Origin of the sequence: Brevundimonas sp. SORGH_AS_0993 (assembly GCF_030818545.1) — a bacterium.
GTDB lineage: Bacteria > Pseudomonadota > Alphaproteobacteria > Caulobacterales > Caulobacteraceae > Brevundimonas.
This window is the reverse complement of the sequence record NZ_JAUTAH010000001.1, coordinates 1,948,043-1,972,533: the sequence shown is the minus strand read 5'-3', so window position 1 is coordinate 1,972,533 and position 24,491 is coordinate 1,948,043. Positions and strand designations below refer to the sequence as shown.

At 67.7% G+C, this 24,491-nt stretch carries 24 protein-coding genes; 19 read left to right on the top strand and 5 right to left on the bottom strand.

The genetic code is table 11. From position 1 onward, the window contains the following. The first annotated feature begins 35 nt into the window (after window positions 1-35). The 7 genes from atpA (at window position 36) to QE389_RS09770 (ending at window position 6,863) form a co-directional block, all read left to right on the top strand. Window positions 36-1,568 (top strand): F0F1 ATP synthase subunit alpha, encoded by a 1,533-nt coding sequence (gene atpA, locus QE389_RS09800; RefSeq protein WP_307366788.1) that lies wholly within the window; start codon window positions 36-38, stop codon window positions 1,566-1,568. Between the two features lie 8 nt (window positions 1,569-1,576). Further along, window positions 1,577-2,119 (top strand): hypothetical protein, encoded by a 543-nt coding sequence (locus QE389_RS09795; protein ID WP_307366786.1) that lies wholly within the window; start codon window positions 1,577-1,579, stop codon window positions 2,117-2,119. After that, entirely contained in the window at window positions 2,119-2,997 is an 879-nt protein-coding gene (locus QE389_RS09790; protein WP_307366784.1) for a F0F1 ATP synthase subunit gamma, read from the top strand. The genes QE389_RS09795 and QE389_RS09790 overlap by 1 nt, the downstream gene beginning before the upstream one ends. 37 nt (window positions 2,998-3,034) lie before the next feature. Next, the gene (atpD, locus tag QE389_RS09785) at window positions 3,035-4,573 is read left to right on the top strand and encodes a F0F1 ATP synthase subunit beta (protein ID WP_307366782.1); all 1,539 of its coding nucleotides are present in this window, start codon (window positions 3,035-3,037) and stop codon (window positions 4,571-4,573) included. 2 nt (window positions 4,574-4,575) lie between these two features. Beyond that, window positions 4,576-4,845: an ATP synthase F1 subunit epsilon gene (locus QE389_RS09780; protein WP_307366780.1), complete on the top strand. Its 270-nt coding sequence runs from the start codon at window positions 4,576-4,578 to the stop codon at window positions 4,843-4,845. 521 nt (window positions 4,846-5,366) lie between these two features. Further along, the gene (locus QE389_RS09775) at window positions 5,367-5,681 is read left to right on the top strand and encodes a hypothetical protein (RefSeq protein WP_307366778.1); all 315 of its coding nucleotides are present in this window, start codon (window positions 5,367-5,369) and stop codon (window positions 5,679-5,681) included. Window positions 5,682-5,732: 51 nt separating this feature from the next. After that, window positions 5,733-6,863 (top strand): serine hydrolase domain-containing protein, encoded by a 1,131-nt coding sequence (locus tag QE389_RS09770; RefSeq protein WP_307366776.1) that lies wholly within the window; start codon window positions 5,733-5,735, stop codon window positions 6,861-6,863. Between the two features lie 220 nt (window positions 6,864-7,083). Here the strand turns inward: QE389_RS09770 and rarD are convergent, their stop codons facing one another. Both rarD and QE389_RS09760 read right to left on the bottom strand, forming a co-directional pair. Then, window positions 7,084-8,007, bottom strand: a complete 924-nt coding sequence (gene rarD, locus QE389_RS09765) for an EamA family transporter RarD (RefSeq protein ID WP_307366774.1) — start codon at window positions 8,005-8,007, stop codon at window positions 7,084-7,086. A gap of 159 nt (window positions 8,008-8,166) precedes the next feature. Then, window positions 8,167-9,213: an aspartate-semialdehyde dehydrogenase gene (locus QE389_RS09760; protein ID WP_307366772.1), complete on the bottom strand. Its 1,047-nt coding sequence runs from the start codon at window positions 9,211-9,213 to the stop codon at window positions 8,167-8,169. A gap of 148 nt (window positions 9,214-9,361) precedes the next feature. Here QE389_RS09760 and zapE point away from each other — a divergent pair, with 148 nt between their 5' ends. Further along, window positions 9,362-10,465: a cell division protein ZapE gene (gene zapE / locus QE389_RS09755; RefSeq protein WP_307366770.1), complete on the top strand. Its 1,104-nt coding sequence runs from the start codon at window positions 9,362-9,364 to the stop codon at window positions 10,463-10,465. A 128-nt stretch (window positions 10,466-10,593) separates the two neighbouring features. Here zapE and mdh read toward each other — a convergent pair whose 3' ends face one another. Next, a complete protein-coding gene (gene mdh, locus QE389_RS09750) occupies window positions 10,594-11,556 on the bottom strand; it encodes a malate dehydrogenase (RefSeq protein WP_307366768.1) in 963 nt (320 codons plus the stop codon). Window positions 11,557-11,693: 137 nt separating this feature from the next. On the opposite strand from mdh, the gene QE389_RS09745 reads away from it, so the two are divergent. Then, complete coding sequence (locus QE389_RS09745; protein WP_307366767.1) at window positions 11,694-12,590, top strand: SIMPL domain-containing protein; 897 nt, start codon at window positions 11,694-11,696, stop codon at window positions 12,588-12,590. A 2-nt stretch (window positions 12,591-12,592) separates the two neighbouring features. Beyond that, complete coding sequence (locus QE389_RS09740; RefSeq protein ID WP_307366765.1) at window positions 12,593-12,991, top strand: HIT domain-containing protein; 399 nt, start codon at window positions 12,593-12,595, stop codon at window positions 12,989-12,991. Window positions 12,992-13,130: 139 nt separating this feature from the next. Here the strand turns inward: QE389_RS09740 and QE389_RS09735 are convergent, their stop codons facing one another. Next, window positions 13,131-13,967, bottom strand: coding sequence for an aldo/keto reductase (locus tag QE389_RS09735; RefSeq protein WP_307366763.1), 837 nt, complete (start codon window positions 13,965-13,967; stop codon window positions 13,131-13,133). 47 nt (window positions 13,968-14,014) lie between these two features. Here QE389_RS09735 and QE389_RS09730 point away from each other — a divergent pair, with 47 nt between their 5' ends. Then, window positions 14,015-15,001: an alpha/beta fold hydrolase gene (locus tag QE389_RS09730; RefSeq protein ID WP_307366761.1), complete on the top strand. Its 987-nt coding sequence runs from the start codon at window positions 14,015-14,017 to the stop codon at window positions 14,999-15,001. Here the strand turns inward: QE389_RS09730 and QE389_RS09725 are convergent. After that, window positions 14,983-15,975 (bottom strand): LLM class flavin-dependent oxidoreductase, encoded by a 993-nt coding sequence (locus QE389_RS09725; RefSeq protein WP_307366759.1) that lies wholly within the window; start codon window positions 15,973-15,975, stop codon window positions 14,983-14,985. The genes QE389_RS09730 and QE389_RS09725 overlap by 19 nt on opposite strands. An 86-nt stretch (window positions 15,976-16,061) precedes the next feature. Here QE389_RS09725 and QE389_RS09720 point away from each other — a divergent pair, with 86 nt between their 5' ends. The 8 genes from QE389_RS09720 to QE389_RS09685 all read left to right on the top strand — a co-directional run bounded on the left by QE389_RS09720 (window position 16,062) and on the right by QE389_RS09685 (window position 24,476). Next, window positions 16,062-16,322 carry a ribonuclease gene (locus QE389_RS09720; protein ID WP_307366757.1) on the top strand — a complete coding sequence of 87 codons (261 nt, stop codon included), beginning with the start codon at window positions 16,062-16,064 and terminating at the stop codon, window positions 16,320-16,322. A 75-nt stretch (window positions 16,323-16,397) separates the two neighbouring features. Continuing rightward, window positions 16,398-16,913: a hypothetical protein gene (locus QE389_RS09715; RefSeq protein ID WP_307366755.1), complete on the top strand. Its 516-nt coding sequence runs from the start codon at window positions 16,398-16,400 to the stop codon at window positions 16,911-16,913. Beyond that, a complete protein-coding gene (locus tag QE389_RS09710; protein WP_307366753.1) occupies window positions 16,910-17,722 on the top strand; it encodes a PA-phosphatase in 813 nt (270 codons plus the stop codon). The genes QE389_RS09715 and QE389_RS09710 overlap by 4 nt, the downstream gene beginning before the upstream one ends. Before the next feature lie 309 nt (window positions 17,723-18,031). Next, a complete protein-coding gene (locus QE389_RS09705; RefSeq protein ID WP_307366751.1) occupies window positions 18,032-18,658 on the top strand; it encodes a right-handed parallel beta-helix repeat-containing protein in 627 nt (208 codons plus the stop codon). Between the two features lie 68 nt (window positions 18,659-18,726). After that, window positions 18,727-20,670: a M20/M25/M40 family metallo-hydrolase gene (locus QE389_RS09700; RefSeq protein WP_307366749.1), complete on the top strand. Its 1,944-nt coding sequence runs from the start codon at window positions 18,727-18,729 to the stop codon at window positions 20,668-20,670. A 78-nt stretch (window positions 20,671-20,748) separates the two neighbouring features. After that, entirely contained in the window at window positions 20,749-22,389 is a 1,641-nt protein-coding gene (locus tag QE389_RS09695; protein ID WP_307366747.1) for an MHYT domain-containing protein, read from the top strand. 232 nt (window positions 22,390-22,621) lie between these two features. Then, a complete protein-coding gene (gene recA / locus QE389_RS09690) occupies window positions 22,622-23,704 on the top strand; it encodes a recombinase RecA (protein WP_307366746.1) in 1,083 nt (360 codons plus the stop codon). A 175-nt stretch (window positions 23,705-23,879) separates the two neighbouring features. Continuing rightward, window positions 23,880-24,476 (top strand): hypothetical protein, encoded by a 597-nt coding sequence (locus QE389_RS09685; RefSeq protein ID WP_307366744.1) that lies wholly within the window; start codon window positions 23,880-23,882, stop codon window positions 24,474-24,476. The last annotated feature ends 15 nt before the right edge of the window (window positions 24,477-24,491 follow it).

The window sequence follows — 24,491 nt, the reverse complement described above, 5'->3', positions numbered from 1 at the left end:
GCCCGCCCCGAAGAAGACCTAGACAGAGAGATCCCATGGACATCCGCGCCGCTGAAATCTCGGCCATCCTGAAGTCGCAGATCGCCAACTTCGGCGTCGAAGCCGACGTTTCCGACGTCGGCAGCGTGCTGTCGGTCGGCGACGGCATCGCCCGCATCCACGGTCTGGACAACGTCCAGGCCGGCGAAATGGTCGAGTTCACCAAGGCCGGCGTGAAGGGCATGGCCCTGAACCTGGAACGCGACAACGTGGGCGCCGTGATCTTCGGCGCCGACGCCGCCATCGCCGAGGGCGACGACGTGCGCCGCCTGGGCGAGATCGTGGACGTGCCGGTCGGCAAGGGCCTGTTGGGCCGTGTCGTCAACCCGCTGGGCGAGCCGATCGACGGCAAGGGCCCGATCCAGTTCACCGAGCGCCGCCGCGTCGACGTCAAGGCGCCGGGCATCATCCCGCGCAAGTCGGTTCACGAGCCGATGCAGACCGGCCTGAAGGCCATCGACACCCTGATCCCCGTCGGTCGCGGCCAGCGCGAGCTGATCATCGGCGACCGTCAGGTCGGCAAGACCGCCGTCGCCGTCGACACCATCCTGAACCAGAAGAACGTCAACAAGACCGATGACGAGAGCGCCAAGCTCTACTGCATCTACGTCGCCATCGGTCAGAAGCGTTCGACCGTGGCCCAGATCGTGAAGACCCTCGAAGAGTCGGGCGCGCTGGAATACACCATCGTCGTGGCCGCCACGGCGTCGGAGCCGGCCCCGCTGCAGTTCCTGGCGCCCTTCGCCGGCACCGCGATGGGCGAGTTCTTCCGCGACAACGGCATGCACGCCCTGATCGTCTATGACGACCTGTCCAAGCAGGCTGTGGCCTATCGCCAGATGTCCCTGCTGCTGCGCCGTCCGCCCGGCCGTGAAGCCTATCCGGGCGACGTCTTCTACCTGCACAGCCGCCTCTTGGAACGTTCGGCCAAGCTGAACGAAGATTACGGTTCGGGCTCCATGACCGCCCTGCCGATCATCGAGACCCAGGCCAACGACGTGTCGGCCTATATCCCGACCAACGTGATCTCGATCACCGACGGCCAGATCTTCCTGGAATCCGACCTGTTCTACCAAGGCATCCGTCCGGCCGTGAACGTCGGCATCTCGGTGTCGCGCGTGGGCTCCTCGGCCCAGACCAAGGCGATGAAGAAGGTCGCCGGCACCATCAAGGGCGAACTGGCCCAGTATCGCGAGATGGCCGCCTTCGCCAAGTTCGGTTCGGACCTGGACGCCTCGACCCAGAAGCTGCTGGCGCGCGGCGAGCGCCTGACCGAACTGCTGAAGCAGCCGCAGTACTCGCCCCTGGCGATGGAAGAGCAGGTCGTCTCGGTTTACGCCGGCACGCGCGGCTATATCGACGGCATCGCCACGGCGGACGTCGGCCGCTTCGAAAAGGAACTGCTGGCCCGCATCCACGCGAACCACGCCTCCTTGCTGGAAGGCATCCGCACCAAGAAGGACCTGACCTCGGACCTCGAAGCCGAGCTGAAGGACATCCTGGCCGCCTTCGTGAAGACCTTCGCCTGATAGTTCGAATGTCCTTCAATCGAGTCATCCTATCAGGGCTTGTTGCAGCGGCGTCTTTGACGTTCGCTCAAAACGCTGCGGCGCGGGCTGATCCGTCTTCGGATGGCGCCTATATGGCGGCGTTGGAGCGGACAGGTGCGCGTATGACGCTCGATATGGATGCGAGCCATCGATGCTTCGTTCAACTTACGCTGCTGTCTGGAACATTCCAGACTGCGAATCCTGATCTCGTCAAGGTCAACCGCCAGCTGTTTCAGTTCGCGGCGGACGCTATGAACGTTCGAATTCGCGATCTGCTGGCGGGTGGGCAATCCATTCCATCGAACTGGGTTTGGGTCGGTGATACGTTTCGCGCCGGCGCCAACGCGACGGCCACGCCACAGGGGGTGGCGTTTCTCCGCGAGTTACAGGCCGATCCGCAAGCTTGGAATGCCTCTAATGAACGGTGTGTCTCGGCTTTCAGAGAGGCGGCATCCAAAGACGACATGACTTTCTTTCAAAGGCGCGCCGTTTGGCGCGCTGACGCCCAAGCCGCCGCGGAGCAGCGTTGATGGCCAGCCTCAAGGAAATGCGCAATCGGATCGGAAGCGTGAAAGCCACGCAGAAGATTACGAAAGCCATGCAGATGGTCGCCGCGGCCAAGCTGAAGCGCGCCCAGGACCAGGCCGAAAGCGCCCGGCCCTATGCGCAGAAGATGGCCTCGGTCATCGCCAACCTGGCCGCCGGCGTGTCGGGCGCCGACGCGCCGCGCCTGCTGGCCGGCACGGGCGGTGATCGGCGTCACCTGATCGTGGTGGCGACGGCGGACAAGGGTCTGGCGGGCGGTTTCTCCACCAATGTCATCCGCGCCGCGCGCGAGCGGATCAACAGCCTGATCGCCCAGGGCAAGGACGTCCAGATCATCGCCGTCGGCAAGAAGTCGCGCGATCAACTGGCGCGTCTGTATGGCGACAAACTGGTCCGCACCTTCGAACTGAGCGAGCACAAGACCCTGGGCCTGCCTTCGGCCCAGCCCATCGCCGAGATGATCGCCACGGCGTTCGAGGGCGGTCAGGCCGATGTCGTCACCCTGTTCTACAGCCAGTTCAAGTCGGTCATCTCTCAGGTCCCGACCGGCAAGCAGCTGATCCCCGCCGTGGTCGAAGGCGACGCCAAGCCCATCGACCTGAACGGCGCGGTCTATGAATACGAGCCCTCGGAAGAGGACATCCTGGAAACCCTGCTGCCGCGCAATCTGACGACCCAGATCCTGGCGGCGCTGTACGAGAACCAGGCGGGCTTCTTCGGCTCGCAGATGGCGGCGATGGACAACGCCACGCGCAATGCGGGCGACCTCATCAACGCCCTGACGCTGCAGTTCAACCGCAAGCGCCAGGCCCAGATCACCACCGAACTGATCGAGATCATCGCCGGCGCCGAAGCCCTCTGATCCCGAACGCCCAGACATTCCGACACGGACCCCAGCCATGACCGACACCGTCGCCCCCGCCAAGAAGCCCGCCGCCCGCAAGCCGGCCGCCAAGAAGGCCGCGCCTGCCGCGGCCCCCGTCTCCGCCGCCGCCACGGGCCGCATCGCCCAGGTCATCGGCGCCGTCGTCGACGTGGAGTTCGAGGGCCACCTGCCGGCGATCCTGAACGCCCTGCACACCCAGAACGTCGACCAGAAGACGGGCGAGCCCTTCACCCTGGTTCTGGAAGTCGCCCAGCACCTGGGCGAGAACATGGTCCGCGCCATCTCCATGGACACGACCGAAGGCTTGACGCGCGGCCAGCCGGTCACGGACACGGGCTCCTCGATCCAGGCCCCGGTCGGCCCCGGCACCCTGGGCCGCATCATGAACGTCGTCGGTCAGCCGATCGACGAAGCCGGCCCGATCAAGACCACCGAATATCGCCCGATCCACAAGGACGCGCCCAGCTTCGAGGAACAGTCGACCTCTTCGGAAATCCTGGTCACTGGCATCAAGGTCATCGACCTGATGTGCCCCTACACCAAGGGCGGCAAGATCGGCCTGTTCGGCGGCGCCGGCGTCGGCAAGACCGTGACCATGCAGGAGCTGATCAACAACATCGCCAAGGCTTACGGCGGTTATTCTGTCCTGGCCGGCGTGGGCGAACGCACCCGCGAAGGCAACGACCTGTATCACGAGATGATCGAGTCCAACGTGAACGTGGACCCGGCCAAGAACGACGGCTCGACCGAAGGCTCCAAGTGCGCCCTGGTCTATGGCCAGATGAATGAACCGCCCGGCGCCCGCGCCCGCGTCGCCCTGACCGGCCTGTCGATCGCGGAATATTTCCGTGACGAGGAAGGCAAGGACGTGCTGCTGTTCGTCGACAACATCTTCCGCTTCACCCAGGCCGGTTCGGAAGTGTCGGCGCTTCTGGGCCGCATCCCCTCGGCCGTGGGTTATCAGCCGACCCTGGCCACCGAGATGGGCAACCTGCAGGAGCGCATCACCTCGACCAAGAAGGGCTCGATCACCTCGGTCCAGGCCATCTATGTTCCGGCCGACGACCTGACCGACCCGGCGCCCGCCGCCTCCTTCGCCCACCTGGACGCCACGACCGTTCTGAGCCGCGACATCGCCGCCCAGGCCATCTTCCCGGCCGTGGACCCGCTGGACTCGACCTCGCGGATCATGGACCCGCTGGTCATCGGCGAGGAACACTATCAGGTCGCCCGTTCGGTCCAGGAAGTCCTGCAGCAGTACAAGGGCCTGAAGGACATCATCGCCATCCTGGGCATGGACGAGCTGTCGGAAGAGGACAAGCTGGTCGTGTCGCGCGCCCGCAAGATCCAGCGCTTCCTGTCGCAGCCCTTCTTCGTGGCCGAACAGTTCACCAACTCGCCCGGCAAGTTCGTCGAGCTGGCCGACACGATCCGCTCGTTCAAGGGCATCGTCGCCGGTGAGTACGACCACCTGCCGGAAGCCGCCTTCTACATGGTCGGCGCCATCGAAGAGGCCGTCGCCAAGGCCGAGAAGATGGCGGCGGAAGCCTGATCATGGCCGGCAAGCTGAACTTCTCCCTCGTCTCGCCGGAACGCGAGGTCTTTTCGGGCCTCGTGGACCAGGTGGACGCGCCGGGCGTCGAGGGCGACTTCGGCGTGCTGCCGGACCATGCGCCCTTCATGACCGCCCTGCGCGAAGGCATCGTCACCGTCTATAACGGCGGCGCCAAGACCCAGTACGACGTCCAGGGCGGCTTCGCCGACGTCAACGGCGAGGGCCTGACCATCCTGGCCGAACGGGCCACCGAGGTCGTCGCGGCCTGATCCAGTCCGAGGATTGAACGATCAGAGGCCTCCCGTTTCAGCGGGAGGCCTTTTTCGTGACCGGCGGGCCTCTCCGTCACTCCGCTTCGCTCCGAGCCACCCCAGGGGGAAGGACTTGGATGTTGCGCTCCTCCCCCGCTGGAAGAGGGGTCGCCGCAGGTGATGGATAGCGCACGTCCTTACCGAAGGGGACGGTGTTGATCTTTGAGTGGGTGGGGCGCATCTTTGGCGTGTCAACGGGTGGGGGACGTATGACTGGTCGTCTGAAAGGCTTGAGCGCCGTTTTGGGCTTGGCCGCCACCCTGGCCGGTTGCGCAATCAATTCGGCCCTTCGTCCGACCCAGCCAGCGCCTTGGGCCGCCCTGACCTCACCGTCGGCCGCTATGGAGGTGGTGGTCTCCGACGTCTGCCTAACGGCTGTTCGAGAGAATCGGTCAGTTGAAGCGCTGGCGTTGGATCATTGGTTGCGACCCGTGCCGCTCCGGTCCACGGGCTCGCCCCTGGCTATAGGCGCCTGGAGGTTGGCCTCCTATTCGGAGGTCTATGTCATGGCCCTGCCGGATGGCGGGTGTTCGGCCTCGGTCGAGGGGGGCGATCCAGAGAGGCTCAATCAGGCGGCTGTGGCCTTGCTGGCGCGACACGGGGATTTTCTCGAGGGCGAAACCCTGGCCGCCGATGACCATAGCCGTACCGCCTGGTGCACCGGGGAGATGGACAGACCAATGGTCGTCGCCCTGGCCAAGGCGAACAAGAGCCGGATGAGTGGTGGGCGGCGACCGGCGCTTCTTGTAAACGTCTTCCGCGCCGAGGGGGCGAGGCCCCGCTTCTGTTCCTAGATCTCCTCAGACTCTTCCCCCGCAAGCGAGGGACGGTCTATGAACGGCGCCATGACCGATATCGAGATCCACGGCTCCTGCGACCCGCGCTTCGGCGCGGTGAAGGATGTCTTCGTCGCCAACTTCTCGGACGCTCCGGAAGGGCTGAACGAGCAGGCGGCCCGGTTCAGCGTGGTGCTGGACGGCGAGGCGGTGATCGACCTGTGGGCCGGCTGGGCCGACACGGCGCGAACGACCGCCTTCAACGCCGATACCCTGGCCCCCGTCTTCTCCACTGGCAAGGCGGTCATGGCCATCCTGATGGCGACGGCGGTGGAGGCGGGGCAGGTGGACTATGACCAGACGGTCGCGTCCCTGTGGCCCGCGTTCGGGGCGGCCGGCAAACAGGCTGTGACGGTGGCCCAGTTGATGAGCCACCAGGGGGGCCTGCCAGGCTTTTCAGAGGCGGTCGATCCGGCCCTCTGGTTCGATCCCCAGGCGGTGCTGGAGCGGCTGGCGGCCCAGGCGCCGATGTGGGAGCCAGGGACGGCGTCAGGCTATCACCCGGTCACGGTCGGCTATCTGGCCAACGAGGTCTATCGCCGGGCGACGGGGCGGACCATGGGCCAGGCCCTGCGACAAGACTTTCCCGATCTGGACCTGTGGATCGGCCTGCCGGAAGGCGAACACGGGCGCGTGGCGCAGATGAGAAAGCCGACGGCGGCGCCCAGCCTGGGCCCCATCGATCCGATCAAACAGGCGGCCTTCCTGGATCGCGGCTCTGCCCCCGGCGGCCGAGGCTCGGCCGAATGGCGCAGGATGGAGATTCCTTCGGCCAATCTGCACGGCACGGCCCTGGGGCTGGCGCGGATGCTGGGGGTGGTGGCGAAAGGCGGGCGCCTTGAGGGGCGATCGGTCCTGTCGGCGGGAACGTTGGAGCAGCTGACGCGCGAACGCATCCACGGGCCGGACAAGGTGCTGCCCTATGTCGTCAGCTGGGCGGCGGGGCTGATGCGGAACGACGGACTGGACGTCTTCGGGCCGGGCGCGGCGCTGGGTCACTACGGCTGGGGCGGGTCGATGGCCATGGCCGATCCGTCGCACCGCCTGTCGGCCGCCTATGTGATGACGCGCCAGTCGCCGCACCTGATCGGCGACCCGCGCCCGCGTCGCCTGCTGGAGGCCCTGTACAGCGCCTTGTGAGAAGAAGAATCCGGCCAGGGCGTCCGACGTCGCCGGCGCGGCGAATTGCACTGCACAGGCGAAAACGGTGCAATTGGGACCTCCGGCCGATCCATGACGCGGGGAGCTTAGTCCCGTTTTCGACCCAGGCGGCTTGATCGCGTTATCGCCCGATCAAGCCGCTGGAAACCAAGCGAATTCCTGCACGAATTACGGGCGCAGAGCGCTTTCCGGTTTCCTGTCAGCCCGGTTCGGCCAAGGCCACGGCGCGTCGGGCGGCGCGTGACCGGAAAGCCGCCCCCAGGGCGAAGACGCCGGCCCCGGCCCAGATGAAGACGAAGGACGCGATCCGCAGGACCGTCAGCGGCTCTCCGGCCCATACTCCGCAGGCGAACTGCAACGTCGGCGCCAGGAACTGGATGAAGCCGACGGTGGACAGGGGCAGACGCCGCGCCGACCAGGCGAACAGGGCCAGGGGAATGACCGTCGCCGGCCCGTTGACCAGAGCCCAGGCGAGGCCGGAGGGCGATGAAAAGCCGGTCGCCTGCCCATGGGTCGCCAGCCAGGCCAGGAACAGGGCGCCGAAGGGCAGAAGCACCAGACATTCGACGAACAGTCCGGTCTGCGCCGAGGCATGGACGCGCTTTCGGATCACCGCATAGGCGCAAAAGCTGACGGCCAGGGTCAGGCCGATGATCGGCACATGACCCAGGGCCACGGTCTGGATCGCCACGCCGACGGCGGCCAGGGCGATGGCCGCGCCGCTCCAGCGGTCGATCCGTTCGCGGAACAGCACCGCTCCCGCCGCCATGTTCAGCAGCGGGTTGATATAATAGCCGAGGCTGGCCTCCAGCGTCGCATGGTGGGTGGTGGCGAAGACATAGAGGCTCCAGTTGATTGCGATCATTATCGCTGAAAGGGCCAGCCAGGCGAAGATGCGCGGCGTCGCCAGCACCTGTTTCGCCTCGCCCCACTGACCCGCCAGCAGCAGGACCAGGCCCGCGACGAAGACCGACCATACCGCCCGGTGGGCCAGGATCTCGGGCGCGCCGAATCCATGGGCGGCCATGGCCATGAACAGCAGGGGCAACAGGCCCCACAGGGTGTAGCAGGCGATGGCGGTGCCGACGGCGCGGGGGTCGTTTGCGGCGAGGGATCTGGTCATGGGTCGCGTGTCCTTTCCCGCCCGCCCGTCATCCTCGGGCTCGACACCAGGATCGGAGGGGGCGGGCGATTATGCATTGCTCGTTCGCGCCAGCGGCGAAACCGCCGATCCTGGTGTCGAGCCCGAGGATGACGGGAGGAAAGCAGGCGGCGCGGAGCGTCACACCGTCAGGGTGCGATACCCCGACGACGACGTGATCACGCCCGTCTCGTCCAGCAGTTGGGCGATCTGGACGGCGTTCAGGGCCGCGCCCTTTCGCAGGTTGTCGGACACGACCCACAGGTTCAGGCCGTGCTCGACGGTCGTGTCCTTGCGGATGCGCGACACATAGACGGCGAACTCCCCGGCAGCGTCGACCGGGGTGATGTAGCCGTCGTGCTCCTGCTTATCGACGACCAGGACGCCCGGCGCCTCGCGCAGGACGGCGCGCGCCTCGTCCGGCTCCAGCGGGCGTTCGAACTCCACCGTCACGGCCTCGGAATGGCCGACGAACACCGGCACCCGCACGCAGGTCACGGTCAGCTTGATGTCAGGATCGAGCATCTTGTGCGTCTCTTTCCACATCTTGGTCTCTTCGTCGGTGAAGCCGTCGTCGTTGAAGGCGCCGATGAAGGGGATGACGTTGAAGGCGATCTGTTTGGGGAACGTCTTGGGCGTGGCGTCGCCCAGGCCGTAGATGGCCTTGGTCTGGTTCCACAGCTCGTCCATGCCTTCCTTGCCGGCGCCGGACACCGACTGATAGGTCGAGACCACCACCCGCTTGATCCTGGCCGCGTCATGCAGCGGCTTCAGCGCCGTGACCAGCTGGATGGTCGAGCAGTTGGGGTTGGCGATGATGTTCTTCTTCTTCGCGTCCTTGACCGCGTCGGGGTTCACCTCGGGCACGATCAGCGGCACGTCCGGGTCCATGCGCCAGGCCGAGGAATTGTCGATGACGATGGGGCCGGCCTTGCCGATCTTCTCGGACCATTCCCGCGACACGGCGCCGCCGGCCGACATCAGGACGATGTCCACCGTGGAGAAGTCGAACTGCTCGATGTCCTGGCATTTGACGGTCTTGTCGCCGAAGGAGACCTCGACGCCCTTGGACTTGCGCGAGGCGATGGCGTGGATTTCATCGACGGGGAATTCCAGCTCCTCGAGGATGTTCAGCATTTCGCGGCCCACATTGCCCGTGGCTCCGACGATGGCGACGCGATAACCCATTTTGTTTGGTCCTTCGGACGCGCTAACGCTCGGCTCGCGGAGCCTCGCTACTTCAGCGCGAAATAGAGGGGGAGAAGCGTCTTGCATTTAGGCGTTCGCAGCCGCGAAGCAATCGCTTTTCGGCGGAGGGGGCTTTAAGCAACGCTCCATGACCTCGCGCATCCGCAACGCCTACGACATCCGTGTGGAAGAGGGGGTGCTGACGCCCGATCCGGCGCAGGCGGACGTGATCACGGCGCTGGAGCGGCTGGAGACGGACCTGGCCCGGCGCGGCCTGTTCGGCAAGGCGCCGGAGGTGCGGGGAATCTATCTGTACGGCCCGCCGGGACGCGGCAAGTCGATGCTGATGGACCTGTTCTATTCGGCGACGCCGGAGCCGCGAAAGACGCGCGCCCACTTCCACGCCTTCATGGCCCGCATCCACGACCTGGTGAAACAGTGGCGCGAGGGGGATGCGAAGACGCGAAAGGCCGTGTTCGGAACCCAGCACTCCCGCAAGGGGGGCGACGACCCCATCCCGCCGATCGCGAAGCTGATCGCGTCGGAAGCCCGGCTGCTGTGTTTCGACGAGCTTCAGGTGACGGACATCGCCGACGCCATGATCCTGGGCCGGCTGTTCGAGGCCCTGTTCGAGGAGCGGGTGGTCCTGGCCGTCACCTCCAACCGCGCGCCGGAGGACCTGTACAAGAACGGCATCAACCGCCAGCTCTTCACCCCCTTCATCGACATCATCCGCACTCGCTGCCAGGTGGTGGAGACGGCCGGGGCGCGCGACTGGCGGCTGGACCGGATGACCTCGGCCCAGGTCTGGCATACGCCCGACGACCGGGCGGCGTTCGAGGCGCTGTGGCGCGAACTGAAGGGCGGAGAGCCGGAAGAACCCGCGCACCTGACCATCCTGGGCCGCGACGTGGTGGTGGAGCGCACCGTGGGGTCGATGGCGCGGGCGACCTTCGCCGAACTGTGCGCCCGGCCACTGGGGCCGCAGGACTATCTGGCCATCGCCCAGCGGTTCCACACCCTGTTCCTGGAGGACGTGCCGATCCTGAGTTCGGCCAACCACCATGAGGCGCGCCGTCTGGTGACGCTGGTGGACGCCCTCTACGAGGCCAGGACCAAGCTGATCGTGCTGGCGGCGGCCAAGCCGGAGGCCCTCTATACGGAAGGGGTTGGGGCGTTCGAGTTCGAACGGACCGTTTCACGCTTCAACGAGATGCAGAGCCAGGATTGGCTGGCGCACGTGCGGGATTGAGGCTCCCTCTCCCGTCGGGAGAGGGCAAAAGAAAAGGGCCTGCGGATTGCTCCGCGGCCCCTTCCGTATCAAAAAGCGCTCAAGCAGCGCGGCTCCGCGAGCCGCGCGATAGCGCCCTTCGCTGGCTATTAAGCCAGCGAGGAATCAATATCCTTGCAGGCCTGCAGCAGGCCCTGGACCGAGGCGACGGACTTTTCGAACATCGCCTTTTCCTCGTCGTTGGTGGTGAACTCGACCACCTTTTCGACGCCGCCGGCGCCGATCAGCGCCGGGACGCCGACGTAGAGGTCCGACAGACCGTATTCGCCCGACAGCCAGACGGCGCAGGGCAGGACGCGCTTCTGGTCCAGCAGGTAGGACTTGGCCATGGCGATGGCGGATTCAGCCGGGGCGTAGAAGGCCGAGCCGGTCTTCAGCAGGGCCACGATCTCGCCGCCGCCCTTCCTGGTGCGGTCGACGATGGCGTCCAGTTCGTCCTGCGACAGGAAGCCGGCCTTGACCGCGTCCGGCAGGGGCAGGCCGCCGACGGTCGAATGGCGCACCATCGGCACCATGTCGTCGCCGTGACCGCCCAGGGTCCAGGCGTGGATGTCCTGCACCGACACGCCGGTCTTTTCAGCCAGGAAGTAGGCGAAGCGGGCCGAGTCCAGCACGCCAGCCATGCCGACCACCTTCTCCTTGGGGAGCCCTGAGAACTTCTGCAGGGCCCAGACCATGGCGTCGAGCGGGTTGGTGATGCAGATGACGAAGGCGTTAGGGGCGTGGGCCTTGATGCCTTCGCCCACGGCCTTCATGACTTTCAGATTGATGCCGATCAGGTCGTCGCGGCTCATGCCCGGCTTGCGCGGCACGCCGGCGGTGACGATGCAGACGTCGGCGCCCGCGATGTCGGCATAGTCGTTGGCGCCCTTCAGGGCCACGTCCTGGCCGAAGACGGCCGAGGCCTCGGCGATGTCCAGGGACTTGCCCTGCGGCGTGCCTTCGGCGATGTCGAACAGGATCACGTCGCCCAGGGCTTCGCGCGCGGCCACGTGGGCCAGGGTTCCGCCGATCATGCCGGCGCCGATAAGGGCGATCTTCGCGCGAGCCATGGATGTCTCCGTTTATTGCGTGTGCGAAAGGGGATTAATCGTGCGGGCGGTCTAGACCCCTCGCGCGGCTGTCGCAAGAACCTCGCTTTACGGCCTTGGTCTGAGTTGCGAAGGTCGGCGACAACCGGAGGATTTCGATGCGCCGCTCATTCGCTTTCGCCCTGCTGCTGGCTTCGATCGCCACGCCTGTGCTGGCCCAGACGCCGCCCGCGACCATCGGCGACCGCTATATTCCCGCCCCCTGGTGGATGCGCGATCCGGTCATCGCCTCGGTGGGTCAGGTGCGGGTCGAGATCCAGGCCAATCGCGCCTTTGTCTCCGCCAGCTTCCAGTCGGTGGACCGCAGCGTAACGGAGGCTTCGCGCGCGGCCGCCGATCAGGTGCGGGCGTTGAGCCAGGCGCTGTCGGCCTACGGGGCGGACAAGGTGCGGGTCGAGACCAGCGTCACCACCCGCCCCATCTACGACCAGTATCGAGACGCGGACGGGGTGATGCGCGACAATGTGCGGGCCGACCGGGTGGCGCGCTATCAGGCCGACGCCGCCGTCAATGTGACGGTGCGCGACGTCGCCCTGATCGAGCGGGTCTATGCGACCATCGTGGCTTCGCGCCCGACGGCGATCGGTCAGGTGAACTTCAACCTGGAGCCGGAGAATAGCTGGAAGGCCAATCTTCAGGCCGAGGCGATGAAGGACGCGCGCAGGCGCGCCGAGGCGGCGGCGACCAATGCGGGCGCGACCCTGGGCCGGGTCAAGATCATCGATCCGTCGGGCCGGGTCTGCCAGACCGATGTGCTGGCGGGCTGGCCCTCCTATGCCGCAGGGGGCGGGCCGGCGACCTCGGTGGATGAGGTGGTGGTGATGGGCGCGCGAGCCGAGGCGCGGATGGCGTTCGCGCCGCCCCCGCCGCCGCCCGCGCCGACGGCCGGGGGCGCAGGCCCCAGCGAGGCGGACATCCAGGCGGCGCGGCTGGCCCTGCAACCGCCGTTGCGGACCCTGACCGACAGCGCCTGCGTCATCTACGGGCTGAACTGAGGATGGGGTTTGTCGTCGCACCGGCCTTCGTGGCCGGATCGGTCGCTGCCACCGAATGGCCGCTGTGCCATGTGCGGCTGCAGGACGATGCGCGCTTTCCCTGGCTGATCCTGATCCCGCGCGTCGCGGGGGCGGTCGAGTTGGAGGATCTGAGCGTCGCCCAGCGCGCCGCGCTGATGGAGGAGATGGTGCGGGCCGGGGCGCTTGTCCGACGGCTGGGGGCGGTCGAAAAGCTGAACGTCGGCGCCATCGGCAATGTGACGGCGCAACTGCATGTCCATGTGGTCGGCCGTCGCCGCGACGACGGCCTGTGGCCCGATCCGGTCTGGGGTCGCGGGCCGGCGGTTCCGTATGAAGACGATGATCGGGCGCGGTTGCTGGGCGTGATCGCGGGCGGCTGATCCTTCCTCTTCTCGTCATCCCAGGGTTTGCCCCGGGATCCCTACGCCCGGTTCTGACGACGACGCACGCGGCGAGAAGACCGGAAGTATGGATCTTCGCCACAAGGGCGAGGATGACGGATTAAAGGAGGTGTCTTCTTTAGATGATGTCCAGCGGAACGGCCTGTTTCGGCGGCGGGAAGGCGCGGTCCAGGCGTTCCAGGTCTTCCAGATCGAACTGGACCTCCAGGGCGTCGGCGTTGGCCTCGACGTGTTCGACGGAGCTGGCCTTGGGGATGGCGATGACGCCGTCGTGGCGCAGCACGGCCGCCAGGGCGATCTGGGCCGGCTCGGCGCTGTGGCGATTGGCGATGTCCAGGATCAGCGGATGCTCCAAGAGGCCGCCGCGCCCCAGGGGCGAATAGGCCATCATCGGCATGTCGCGCGCCTGCATCCAGGGCAGGAGGTCGAACTCCGCCCCGCGCGAGCCCAGATGATAGAGTAGCTGGTTTGCGGCGCAGTCCTCGCCGCCCTCGACCTGCATCAGGGCCTCCATGGCCCGCAGGTCCAGGTTCGACACGCCCCAGCGGGCGATCATCCCCTCGTCCACCAGCTCCTGAAATGCGGCGACCGTCTCTTCCAGCGGCACACGCCCTTCCCAGTGCAGCAGATAGAGGTCCAGCCGCTCGACGCCCAGCCGTTCCAGCGACTTCTCGCAGGCCAGCATCATCTTCATTTCCGAGGCGTTCTCGGGCTTGACCTTGGAGACGATGAAGACCTCGTCGCGGCGTCCGGCGATGACCTCGCCCACCAGCCGTTCGGACCGACCGTCGCCATACAGTTCGGCCGTGTCGATCAGGGTCATGCCCAGATCGATGCCGCGAGCCAGGGCTTGCTGCTCCTCGTCGCGCCAGGCGGGGTTGTCGCCGATCTCCCATGTGCCTTGGCCCAAGGCAGGAACGGTCGTACCGTCGGCGAAGGTGACGAGGCGGGTCATGTCCGTCCTGAACGAAGCGTGGTGCGAACACCACCAAGAGGGTTTGGATGCGAACGCGGCTTATCAAGACCGACGGCCTTGTCCAACAGGTGCTGGAAGCCGGGTTCGAGACAGACAACGCGCCGCTGGTCCTGCTGATCCACGGCTTTCCCGAATTGGGCGTCAGCTGGCGCGCCCAGGTCCAGGCGCTGGGTGAAGCGGGGTGTCACGTCGTGGCGCCCGACATGAGGGGTTACGGCGGGACGGAGAAGCCCGAAGGCGTAGCGGCTTATTCCATCCTGAACCTGGTCGGCGACATGGTCGATCTGGTGCAGGCGCTGGGGAGCCAAAGCTGCGTCGTCGTAGGCCACGACTGGGGCGCGCCGGTGGCCTGGCACTGCGCCCTGTTGCGGCCAGACGTGTTTACGGCGGTCGTCGGCCTGTCGGTCCCGTTCCAACCGCGCCGCCCCAAAGGCCCGCCCACCGCCGCCATGGCGGCGATCTCCAGACGCGCGGGCCTGGGCGATCTCTACATCAATCGGTTTCAGGACCCGGACGCGCACCGGGCGCTGGACGCCGACCCGGCCGTGGCCCTGCGAAAGCTGTTCTACGCCTATGACGGCGCGACGCCGGCCGAGAAACGCGCCACCGGCTTCCTGCCCGAAGGCGTCGATCTTCTGGGCGCCATAGACGACGGCGCGACCCTGCCGCCGTGGATGAGCGCGCGCCATTTCGCCGACTATGTGAAAGCGTTCTCGGCCGGCGGTTTCGACGGGCCGCTGAACTGGTATCGGGCGCTGGACCTGAATTGGCGCCAGACGCCATTCGTGCAGGATCAGAGGATCACGCCGCCCGCCCTGTTTGTGGTCGGCGAGAACGACCCGGTGCGCCATTACGCCGGGAGCGCCGAGGCGGGACTGAAGGACTGGGTTCCGAACCTGACGCGCTCTGTCGTCGTGCCCGGGGCCGGACACTGGATCCAGCAGGAACGGGCGGACGCGGTGAACGCGCTGTTGCTGTCGTTCCTCGGCGGACTTCAGGCCGCCAAAGCCTGACGCGCCTCGGCGACGATCTCCAGGCTGCGGATGCGGGCGGCGTTGTCGAACATCATGCCCGTGACCATCAGCTCGTCCACCCCGGTCAGGGCGATGAAGTCGGCGATCTGGCGTCGCACCGTCTCGGGCGCGCCGACGGCGGCGTAGCGCAGGCGGCTTTGGGCCGCTTCGATCTGCTGCGGGGTCAGGACGCGCGCGATGTCGTCGACGGGCGGGGGCAGGCGTCCCGGCTTGCCGGTCGAAAGACGGGCGAAGCTCTGCTGCATGGAGGTGGCCAGGCGCGCGCCCTCGGCGTCGGTCTCCGCCGCGAAGACATTGATAGCGGCCATGGCGTGGGGTTTGGCCAGGCGGTCGGAGGGCGTGAATTCCCGCCGGTAGAGGGCCAGGGCCTCCAGCAGCAGTTCGGGGGCGAAATGGCTGGCGAAGGCATAGGGCAGGCCCAGCTGACCGGCCAGTTGGGCGCTGAACAGGCTGGAGCCCAGAAGCCAGATCGGCACGCGCAGGCCGGCGCCGGGCACCGCGCGGACCGGCTGGTTCTCGGACGCCGGTTCGAACCACTGGATCAGTTCGACGACGTCGCGCGGAAACTGGTCGGCGCCCTCGAAATAGCGGCGCAGGGCGCGGGCGGTCGCTCCGTCCGTGCCGGGCGCGCGACCCAGGCCCAGGTCGATGCGGCCGGGAAACAGGGTCTCCAGCGTGCCGAACTGTTCGGCCACGACCAGCGGGGCGTGGTTGGGCAGCATGATCCCGCCCGAACCGACGCGGATGCGCCCCGTCCCCGCCGCCACATGGCCGATCACCAGGGCGGTGGCGGCGCTGGCGATGCCGGGCATGTTGTGGTGTTCGGCCAGCCAGAACCGTTCATAGCCCAGCCGGTCGGCGGCCTGGGCGAAAGCCAGCGTCTCGTCCAGGGCGCGGCGGGCGTCGCCGCCCTCGACGATGGGCGACAGGTCAAGAACGGAAAAAGGGATCATGACCTTTAGATCGGGTCCGGCCGGGCGGGTTCAAGGGGAACCGCAACCGCGCCTGCGCCTTTTGTCAGGCTGAACAGGAGACCGCCATGACCGATCCCGATCCGGAATGCGAAGACGCCCGCGAGGCCGCCGACATGGGCGAGAAGCCCGATCTGGGCCATAAGGCGGACGCTCTGATCGAGGCGCTGGACGGGTCCGACTCGGGCTCGGACACCCGCGCGGGCTCGCTGGAGGGCGGATCGGCCTCGGGCTCGGACGACGATCCCGACTCGCGCAAGATCAACGAACGCCTGGCCCAAGAGGGGCGCGAGGCTGCGGCCGATCAGGACGCCGACCGACAAGACTGAGGCCGGCGCCTTGCTGGCGCCGCAACCATGCGCCACGGTGGCGCTTCGACCATGGGTCCAAGGAACGATCTCGCGATGATACGCCGTCTGGCGGTTTCGGCCGCTGCTGTTTCGCTTTGTCTGGTTTCGGCCGCCCTGTCCGGCTGCGACGGGTCGAAGACGCCCAAGACGCCCGAGGCGGCGTCCGGGTCTGCGCCCCAGACGGTCCAGGTCCCGCCCGCCGCTGCGAAGCCGACGGCTCCGGTCGAAACACCGACATCCGACGCCTCGCCCATTGTGGCCGGCGCCCCCGCCTTCGCCGTCCTCTACCCGGGCGCGGAGCTGGAGGGCGCGCCCACCCTGGCGGGCGGACACGCCGATGGCGGCATCGTGACCTTCCGCACGTCCGCGTCGCCCGACGCGGTGGTGGAATTCTATCGCGCCAGGGCCGAAAGCGCGGGTCTGCGGTCCGTCACCGGCATGAATCAGGGCGACGCGCGGGCCTATGGCGCGGCGGGCGGCGCCGCCAACGATGTGCGGCTGCAGGTAGTCGCCGCGCCGGGCGAAGGCGATCAGACGTCCGTGCAACTGACCTGGAGCGGCGCGCAGTGAACCCGTCCTGGGTCGTTGTGGCCGTGCTGGCCGCGACGGCGTCGGCGGGACTGGCGCTGGGCGGCTGCGCGGCCGGCAAGCCCCCGGCCTGGGCCGCGCCGACGACTCAGGGCTATCTGGCCGAGGGCGTTCTGGCGCGACTGTCCGCCGCCGCGCCGCCGCCGCCCGCGCCCGGTTCGCCGACCGATCGGGCCGACAAGGCGGCCTCGGCGCGCATGGTCGCGCTTGAAGACACCGATCGCTGGCTTCTGGCCACGTCCCACGCCGAAGTGCGGCCGCCCCTGGGTCTCCAGCATTTCGATTGCGCCCTGGGCGTGCGTCTGGGGTCGGCCGAAACCCCCGGCCTGGACCGCCTCATGGCGCGGGTCTTCCACGACGCCCAGTCCGTGGCGGAAAGGGTCAAGGCCCAGGCTGCGCGCAATCGCCCGGTCGGGGACGATCCGGATCGGCGCCCTTGTCAGCGGCTGGACGCGGCCGGCCGGCGGAGCCCCTCCTATCCGTCCGGCACGGCCGGGGCGACCGCCTATGCCGAGGTCTTCGCCTTGCTGGAGCCCGAACGGGCGGCGGCCGTGCGCCGGATCGGCGCGGCCATCGGCGACAGCCGCGTGATCTGCGCCATGCACTATCCCAGCGACGTGCGCGCCGGCGAGGATATCGGGCGGGCGGTCGTCGCGGACATCGCGGCCCTGCCGGCGTTTCAGGCCGATTTGGCGACGGCGCGCGCCGAGCTGGCCCGGGCGCGGGCGACCGGCCTGACCAATCCCGGCTGCGCGGCGGAACGGGCCGCCCTGGCCACGCCCCTGCCCTGACGCCATGGTCCAGACGCCGGACCTGCCCGTCGCTGCGCCCTGTTCGGCCGAGGTCGTGCAGCAACTGGCGACCCCGTCGGACCAGCCCTTTCCCCTGGTTTGTCGCGCGGCCATGAACGGCGTCGAGGTGCGTCGGCCGGTCCTGATCCAGGGCGCCGAGGCCTCGGGCGCCGGCCTGGACTGCGGCGGCGGCCGGATCGCGCCTTCCGCAGACGCCACGACCGCACGGCCGACCGTTGCCGTCTGGTCCCGGCGCGACGGGACGGGATGGAGCCGGCCAGTCGGCGTGACAATCAAAGACTGTGTGTCGTGGTCGGCAATGTGCGGATCTGGGGCATGGGCGCGGGCGGTTCGATGCGCGACCTGCTGGCGTCCTCCCGCACGGTCGGGCACACCTTGGCGGCCCAGTCGGCGGCGCCCCTGGCCACGACGCTGGAGGGGGTGCGGTTCGAGGGCGTGGGGACCATTCCTCTCTATGTCGGGCCGGGGGTCACGCGCACGACGGTGGTTCGTTCGCGCTTTCGCGGCCTCTCGACCTCGGTGGCCGTCTATCTGGACGCCGAGAGCGCCGGGGCCGTGATCCGCGACAACGACTTCGACATCCGCACGGGACGCGAGCAGATCGCGGTCGACGGCTCGGGCGCCAACCGGATCGAGGATAATCGCTTCGTGCTGAACGGGCGGGGCGGCGTCTTCCTCTATCGCAACTGCGGCGAGGACGGGGTCATTCGACACCAGACGCCGTCCTACAATCGGATTACGGACAATCTGTTCTTCCGCGCCGCCTGGCTGAGACCGCGCCTTGTCGTGGTGGGGTCGCGCGAGGGCCGCCGGCCCTACTGCGGCGACGACGCGGGCTGGCCCTTCGGATCCAGCCAGGACGACCGCGACGGGGCGATCGGCAATCGGGTCAGCGGCAACCGCGCCGTCCGCTGAGCCGAGACGCCCTTGCGGAACGCCGAGCGGACGGGCCAAGTGTCGGCTCGACGATCAGGGAGGCGGGGATGCGACTGTTTCTTTTGCCAACGTCGCTGGCGGCGGCCTTCGCCCTGGCGGTCCTGACGACCCAGACCCCGGCTCCGGTTGCGGCGACCGCTCCGGGGCGCGTCTTTTCCGCCGAGCGGGCCATGATAGACGTGCGGCGCATGGCCCGCGCGCCGCATCCCGTCGGATCGGCCGAACACGGGGTGGTCCAGGCCCATCTGTTCCAGCGGATGACGGCCCTGGGGCTGAGGCCCGAACGTCAGGCGGGAGGGCTGTCGCCCGCCGCCGTGCGCCGTATCGAGGCGCGGGGCGAGACGGCCGACGGTCTCTCGGTCGTCAATCTGGTCGGGGTGCTGCCGGGGCGGCGTCCAGACCTGCCGGCCGTTCTGCTGATGGCTCATTACGACAGCGTGCCCGGCTCGCCCGGCGCGGCCGACGACGCCGCCGGCGTGGCGGCCGTTCTGGAAGCGGTGCGGGCCATCAAGGCGCGCGGCCCCGCCGACCGCGACCTGATCGTCCTGCTGACGGACGGAGAGGAGTTGAACCTGGACGGGGCGCGCGCCTTCTTCAGCGAGCATCGCCTGCGGACGCATGTGGGGGCGGTGGTCAATCTGGAGGCCCGGGGCGGCGGCGGCCGGGCCATGATGTTCGAGACCGGGCCGGGCAACGCCGAGACGATCGATCAGTACGCCCGTTTCACACGCCACGCCTCGGGCGGGACGACCGGCAACGCCCTGGCGGTGTTCGTCTATCGGTTGATGCCCAATGGGACGGACTTCACCCTGGCGGCGGATCGGAGGCTGCCGGGCGTGAACCTGGCCTTCGTCGGTCGCCCCGACCAGTATCATTCGCCGCGCTCTACCCCCGACGCCCTGGACCAGGGCAGCGTTCAGCATATCGGCGGTCAGGCTCTGGAGGCGACGGACGGCTTTCTGCGCGCGCCGACCCTGCCGCGGGCGACGGTCGACGCCGTGCACGCCGATGTCTTCGGCTTGGGCATGGTGCGTCACTCGCCGGGATTCGGCTGGGTGTTGCTGGCGGCGGCGGGCGCGCTGACGGCCTTCGCCGCCTGGGGCGCGCGTCATGCGACCGGCCTGGGCTGGCGGTCGGTCGCCAGGGGCGCGGCCGGCGGCCTGTGGCTTGTCAGCGCCTCCCTGGTCGTCGCCCACGCCGTGCGGAGCCTGGCCGGACCGATGGGTCAACGGGTCGATACGCCCGAGACCTACTACACCCTGCTGCGACGCTTGCCGTGGACGGAGGCGGGCGTGAGCCTGGGCGTCCTGGCCGTGGCCCTCGTGGTGCTGGCAGGGCGCGCGCGGGTCGGTCGTCGGCGGGTGGCGGGGGTCCTTGTCGGCGCGGCCCTTCTGGCTCTGGTTCTGGGCGGGATCAGCCCGCTCGTCATCGGGGCGGCCGTCCTGGCCGTGGGCCTGAGTGGGTGGATCGGCGACGTGGCGGCGGGCGAAAGCGAGGCCGAGAGCGTTTGGGGCGGCTGGCTGGGGATGATCGTCCTGGTGCTGACCTTGGGCGCTGTCGCCCAGGCTGTGGCGCCCGAGGCGGCCTTTCTGCTGATCTGGACCGGGCTCGTGGCGGCGCTGGCGGCGGCGGCGGCGGCCCTGATCGGCGCCCGACTTGAACGACCGACGACCCTGATCCCCTCGGTCGTGGCCACTGTTCTTGTCGGCGGCTGGATGCTGGGGCTGGGGCATTTCGTCTTCCTGGGCGTGGGCATGGACCTGCCCGGCGCCCTGGGACTGGTCGCCCTGCTGATCGTCCTGCAGGCGCGGCCCCTGACGGGCGAGGGCTTGACGGGCGAGGGCTTGACGCCGGGCGCCGGACGGACGCCGCACGACGGGCGGTCGGCGCGGGTCCTGGCGGTCGCGGCGGCGCTGTGCCTGATCCTGGGTTGCGGCGCGGCCCTGGCCGGGCGTGTCGCGGCGCCGGCCGTCGCGGACGCGCCCGCCTGATTTGAAGATGTCCTGAGGCGCGCTTCGGTCTATGGCTTAGTCATCGGTCCATTCGACGCCACAGGGAGGGACGTCTTCGTGTATCATGTGCATCTGACGCCATTTTCTTTGCTGGCCCTGGCGGTGGCGCTTCTGGGCGCATGGACCGCCCTGGATCTGTTCAACCGGGCGCGTCATCACACGGGACGCGGCCGACGACTTTGGCTGGGGGCGGCGGCGGTGTCGCTGGGTCTTGGCGTCTGGTCGATGCATTTCATCGCCATGCTGGGCTTCCGGCCCCAAGGCGGGGCGACCTATGACGGGGCGCTGACGCTGTTGTCTTTCGTCCTGGCCGTGGTCGGCTCGGGCGCCGGCTTCCTGACCGTCGGCGGGGCAGGGGCGGCGCGCTGGCGGCTGGCGCCGGCGGCCCTGCTGATGGGCGGCGCCGTCGCCTCCATGCACTATGTCGGGATCGCCGCCATGCGGGTGGAGGCGCCGGTCGCCTATAGGCCCGTTCTGATGCTGCTGTCGGTGGCGATCGCCGTGGCCGCCGCCTTGGCCGCCCTGGTCGCCGCGCGGCGAGAGCGAAGCCTGGGCTGGCGCGCCGTGGCGACCGTTCTTTTGGCCCTGGCCATCGTCGCCATGCACTACACCGGCATGGCCGCCCTGATCCTGACGCCGGAAGACGGGGTCAATCCCGCCGCCGACGCCTGGCGGTTGATCCTGGCCGTTTCCGTCACCGCCGGGGCGGTGGTCATCCTGTTCATGGCCTTGGGCGCCTCCCTGTTGGAGCGGCGGGCCGATATTCTGGCGGCTGTCGATGCGGGGGGCATCGGCTTCTGGGAGGCGGCGATCCCGCTTCGAACCACGGTCATGTCCGAACGGGCGCGTGAAATCCTGTCCATTCCGAAGGAGGCCCGGCTGGGGCCGGCCGAGATCAGCCAGCGCCTGGCGCCGGAGGATCTGCCCCTGCACCAGGAAGCCCTGGCCCGCGCCGTGTCGGGCGAGGCGGACTATGATCAGGAATGGCGGCTGCCGACGACGGGACGCTGGATCCATCTGAGAGGCCGGCTGATCCGCAGTCGCTCGGGCCGACCTATGCGGATGTCGGGCGTCATCACCGACACCACTGACCGCCGCGAAGCCTTTGCGGCCCTGGGCGACAGCGAACGCCAGCAAAGGCTGCTCATCAACGAACTGAACCACCGGGTGAAGAACACCCTGGCCACGGTGCAATCCATCGCGCGCCAGACCGCCCGCCGCACGCCGGACGTTCACACCTTCACCGAACTGTTCGAGGCGCGGCTGCTGGCCTTGTCCAACACCCAGAACCTGCTGACGGCCGGGAATTGGGAACGAGTCGATCTGGCGGCCCTGCTGGGGGGTCAGGAAATGGCGCCCTATGCCCACGAACAGGTGCGAATCGCCGGCCCGGCCGTCGATCTGGATCCGCAGAAGGCCCTGGGCCTGGGGATGGTGTTCCACGAACTGGCGGTCAACGCCGCCAAATACGGCGCCCTGTCCACGCCGTCGGGCTGCGTGCGCATCGACTGGTCGGTCGCGGGCGGGGACCTGCTGCTGGACTGGATCGAGACGGGCGGGCCGCCGGTCTCGCCGCCCACCCGTCGCGGCTTCGGCGGCGACCTGATGGAGGCGACGCTGAACCGCACCCTGAAGGGGACGGTGGTGACGACCTATGAGCCGCAGGGCTTCAGCTTCAGTGTGCGTCTGCCGATCTAGAGCCTGATCGTTTAGACGGAACCGCGCGCTGCGGTTCCGGCTGAAGCGGGAATCAGGCTCTAGGGTGCGTCAAAATCGGACGTGCTTCCGGAGACTTTCGGGCGTGCCGAAAGAGAACATCTTGTGAACAAGAACAAACCGTGCACATAGTGCCGCTCACGAAACGGGGGCGGGTCCATGGCGGGTCTCTCCCAGGCTTTTGACGGGAATCATGGCAAGGGAGACGAAGGCAATGGCATCGCAGGCGGCTTTGAAACTGGTGGGCAAGGAAGACGGCGACAAGCAACGCGCCCTGGAGGCGGCGATCGCGCAGATCGATCGCGCCTTCGGCAAGGGCTCGGTGATGAAGCTCGGCAAGGCCGGGGTGGTGAACGAGATCGAGAGCGTCTCGACCGGGTCCTTGGGCCTGGACATGGCGCTGGGCATCGGCGGCCTGCCGGTCGGGCGGGTGATCGAGGTGTTCGGCCCTGAATCCTCGGGCAAGACGACCCTGGCCCTGCATACGGTCGCCGAGGTGCAGAAGAAGGGCGGGGTCGCCGCCTTCGTCGACGCCGAACATGCGCTGGACCCGGTTTACGCCCAGAAGCTGGGCGTCAATCTGGACGACCTGCTGGTGTCCCAGCCCGACACGGGCGAACAGGCGCTGGAGATCGTGGATACGCTGGTGCGTTCCGGCGCCGTGGACATCGTGGTCATCGACTCGGTCGCCGCCCTGACGCCGCGCGCCGAGATCGAAGGCGAGATGGGCGACAGCCTGCCGGGTCTTCAGGCCCGCCTGATGAGCCAGGCGCTGCGCAAGCTGACCGCTTCGATTTCAAAGTCGAAATGCATCGTCCTGTTCATCAACCAGATCCGTCACAAGATCGGCGTCATGTACGGCTCGCCCGAGACGACGACGGGCGGCAATGCGCTGAAATTCTACGCCTCGGTGCGTCTGGACATCCGCCGCACCGGCGCGATCAAGAACCGCGACGAGGTGGTCGGCAACACCACCCGGGTCAAGGTGGTCAAGAACAAGGTCGCCCCGCCGTTCAGGGAGGTCATCTTCGACATCATGTATGGCGAGGGCATCTCCAAACTGGGCGAAATCATCGACCTGGGCGTCAAGGCGGGCGTCATCGAGAAGTCGGGCAGCTGGTTCAGCTATGATTCGACCCGGATCGGTCAGGGCCGCGAGAATGTGCGCGAGTTCCTGAAGCAGAACCCCGACATCGCCGCCTCGATCGAAAAGGCCGTGCGCGCCTCGACCAACAAGATCGCCGACGAACTGCTGGGCACGCCCGAGCCGGACGAAGGCCAGGATCTGGAAGGCTGAGGCCAGCATCCGAGGCTGGGCGGACTGTCAGAGTTTGTCCCGGTCTCGGTCCGGTCTTTTCACCGCTACTCCGTCGCCCCTAGCGACCCGCCACCGACCCCGCGAAGGGCGGCGGAGCGACCCGCTCGACCTCGTGTCGGGCGGGTCTTTTTCTTATCTGGGCGTGCGATTGCGATTGGCCCAGAGCCGCGCGATAACGATGGCCATGCGAAACCGCTTTGGGTGTCTGGCTTTGCTCGCCCTCTTGGTCTGCGCGCCTCTCGTGGGTTGGCAGATCTACCAGTACATCTGGTATCAAAGCCTCTTGCCTCATGGCGTCGAGGCAAGGTGGATCGAATATCGTAAGCAAGCGGCTTGGGGTTTTGGACCCGGAGCCGACGAGGTCGGACTGATCATATATCGGCTGGACAAGGCTTCGCTTTCAAAGATCGAAGACGGAGGATTGGCTTATCTGTCTGACGCTTCTGAAAGCCCGGTGCTGGTGAATACATCTCAGCGGACGGCGCATGAGCGTCGAACCTACTGGGACTGGAAGCGCACTCCGATCGTTCCATTGTGGTCTGGACATGGGGAGCATAACTGCGGCCGCGAGCCCGGCATCGGGGCCTTCCTGGATCGCAATGATTTCCGCTGCAAACTCGATCCGAAAACCGTGTCGCGGGTCAATGCCATCATAAGCTCTGACAATGCGTTTTACGCCCACGGGCGAGGTGGGAGCATCGTCATCGTGGCTCCGGCTGAGAAACGCGTGATCCTGACGTACAGCGGCTAACAAAGCCTCTTCAAC

Excerpts from the sequence above, each read along its gene's own strand:
- recA (WP_307366746.1), top strand. The coding sequence starts at position 22,622 with ATGGCATCGCAGGCGGCTTTGAAACTGGTGGGCAAGGAAGACGGCGAC.
- atpD (WP_307366782.1), top strand. The coding sequence starts at position 3,035 with ATGACCGACACCGTCGCCCCCGCCAAGAAGCCCGCCGCCCGCAAGCCG.
- QE389_RS09790 (WP_307366784.1), top strand. The coding sequence starts at position 2,119 with ATGGCCAGCCTCAAGGAAATGCGCAATCGGATCGGAAGCGTGAAAGCC.
- zapE (WP_307366770.1), top strand. The coding sequence starts at position 9,362 with ATGACCTCGCGCATCCGCAACGCCTACGACATCCGTGTGGAAGAGGGG.
- QE389_RS09780 (WP_307366780.1), top strand. The coding sequence starts at position 4,576 with ATGGCCGGCAAGCTGAACTTCTCCCTCGTCTCGCCGGAACGCGAGGTC.
- mdh (WP_307366768.1), bottom strand. The coding sequence starts at position 11,556 with ATGGCTCGCGCGAAGATCGCCCTTATCGGCGCCGGCATGATCGGCGGA.
- rarD (WP_307366774.1), bottom strand. The coding sequence starts at position 8,007 with ATGACCAGATCCCTCGCCGCAAACGACCCCCGCGCCGTCGGCACCGCC.
- QE389_RS09740 (WP_307366765.1), top strand. The coding sequence starts at position 12,593 with ATGGGGTTTGTCGTCGCACCGGCCTTCGTGGCCGGATCGGTCGCTGCC.
- QE389_RS09730 (WP_307366761.1), top strand. The coding sequence starts at position 14,015 with ATGCGAACGCGGCTTATCAAGACCGACGGCCTTGTCCAACAGGTGCTG.
- QE389_RS09795 (WP_307366786.1), top strand. The coding sequence starts at position 1,577 with ATGTCCTTCAATCGAGTCATCCTATCAGGGCTTGTTGCAGCGGCGTCT.
- QE389_RS09745 (WP_307366767.1), top strand. The coding sequence starts at position 11,694 with ATGCGCCGCTCATTCGCTTTCGCCCTGCTGCTGGCTTCGATCGCCACG.
- QE389_RS09720 (WP_307366757.1), top strand. The coding sequence starts at position 16,062 with ATGACCGATCCCGATCCGGAATGCGAAGACGCCCGCGAGGCCGCCGAC.
- QE389_RS09715 (WP_307366755.1), top strand. The coding sequence starts at position 16,398 with ATGATACGCCGTCTGGCGGTTTCGGCCGCTGCTGTTTCGCTTTGTCTG.
- QE389_RS09760 (WP_307366772.1), bottom strand. The coding sequence starts at position 9,213 with ATGGGTTATCGCGTCGCCATCGTCGGAGCCACGGGCAATGTGGGCCGC.
- QE389_RS09735 (WP_307366763.1), bottom strand. The coding sequence starts at position 13,967 with ATGACCCGCCTCGTCACCTTCGCCGACGGTACGACCGTTCCTGCCTTG.
- QE389_RS09770 (WP_307366776.1), top strand. The coding sequence starts at position 5,733 with ATGACCGATATCGAGATCCACGGCTCCTGCGACCCGCGCTTCGGCGCG.
- QE389_RS09725 (WP_307366759.1), bottom strand. The coding sequence starts at position 15,975 with ATGATCCCTTTTTCCGTTCTTGACCTGTCGCCCATCGTCGAGGGCGGC.
- QE389_RS09700 (WP_307366749.1), top strand. The coding sequence starts at position 18,727 with ATGCGACTGTTTCTTTTGCCAACGTCGCTGGCGGCGGCCTTCGCCCTG.
- atpA (WP_307366788.1), top strand. The coding sequence starts at position 36 with ATGGACATCCGCGCCGCTGAAATCTCGGCCATCCTGAAGTCGCAGATC.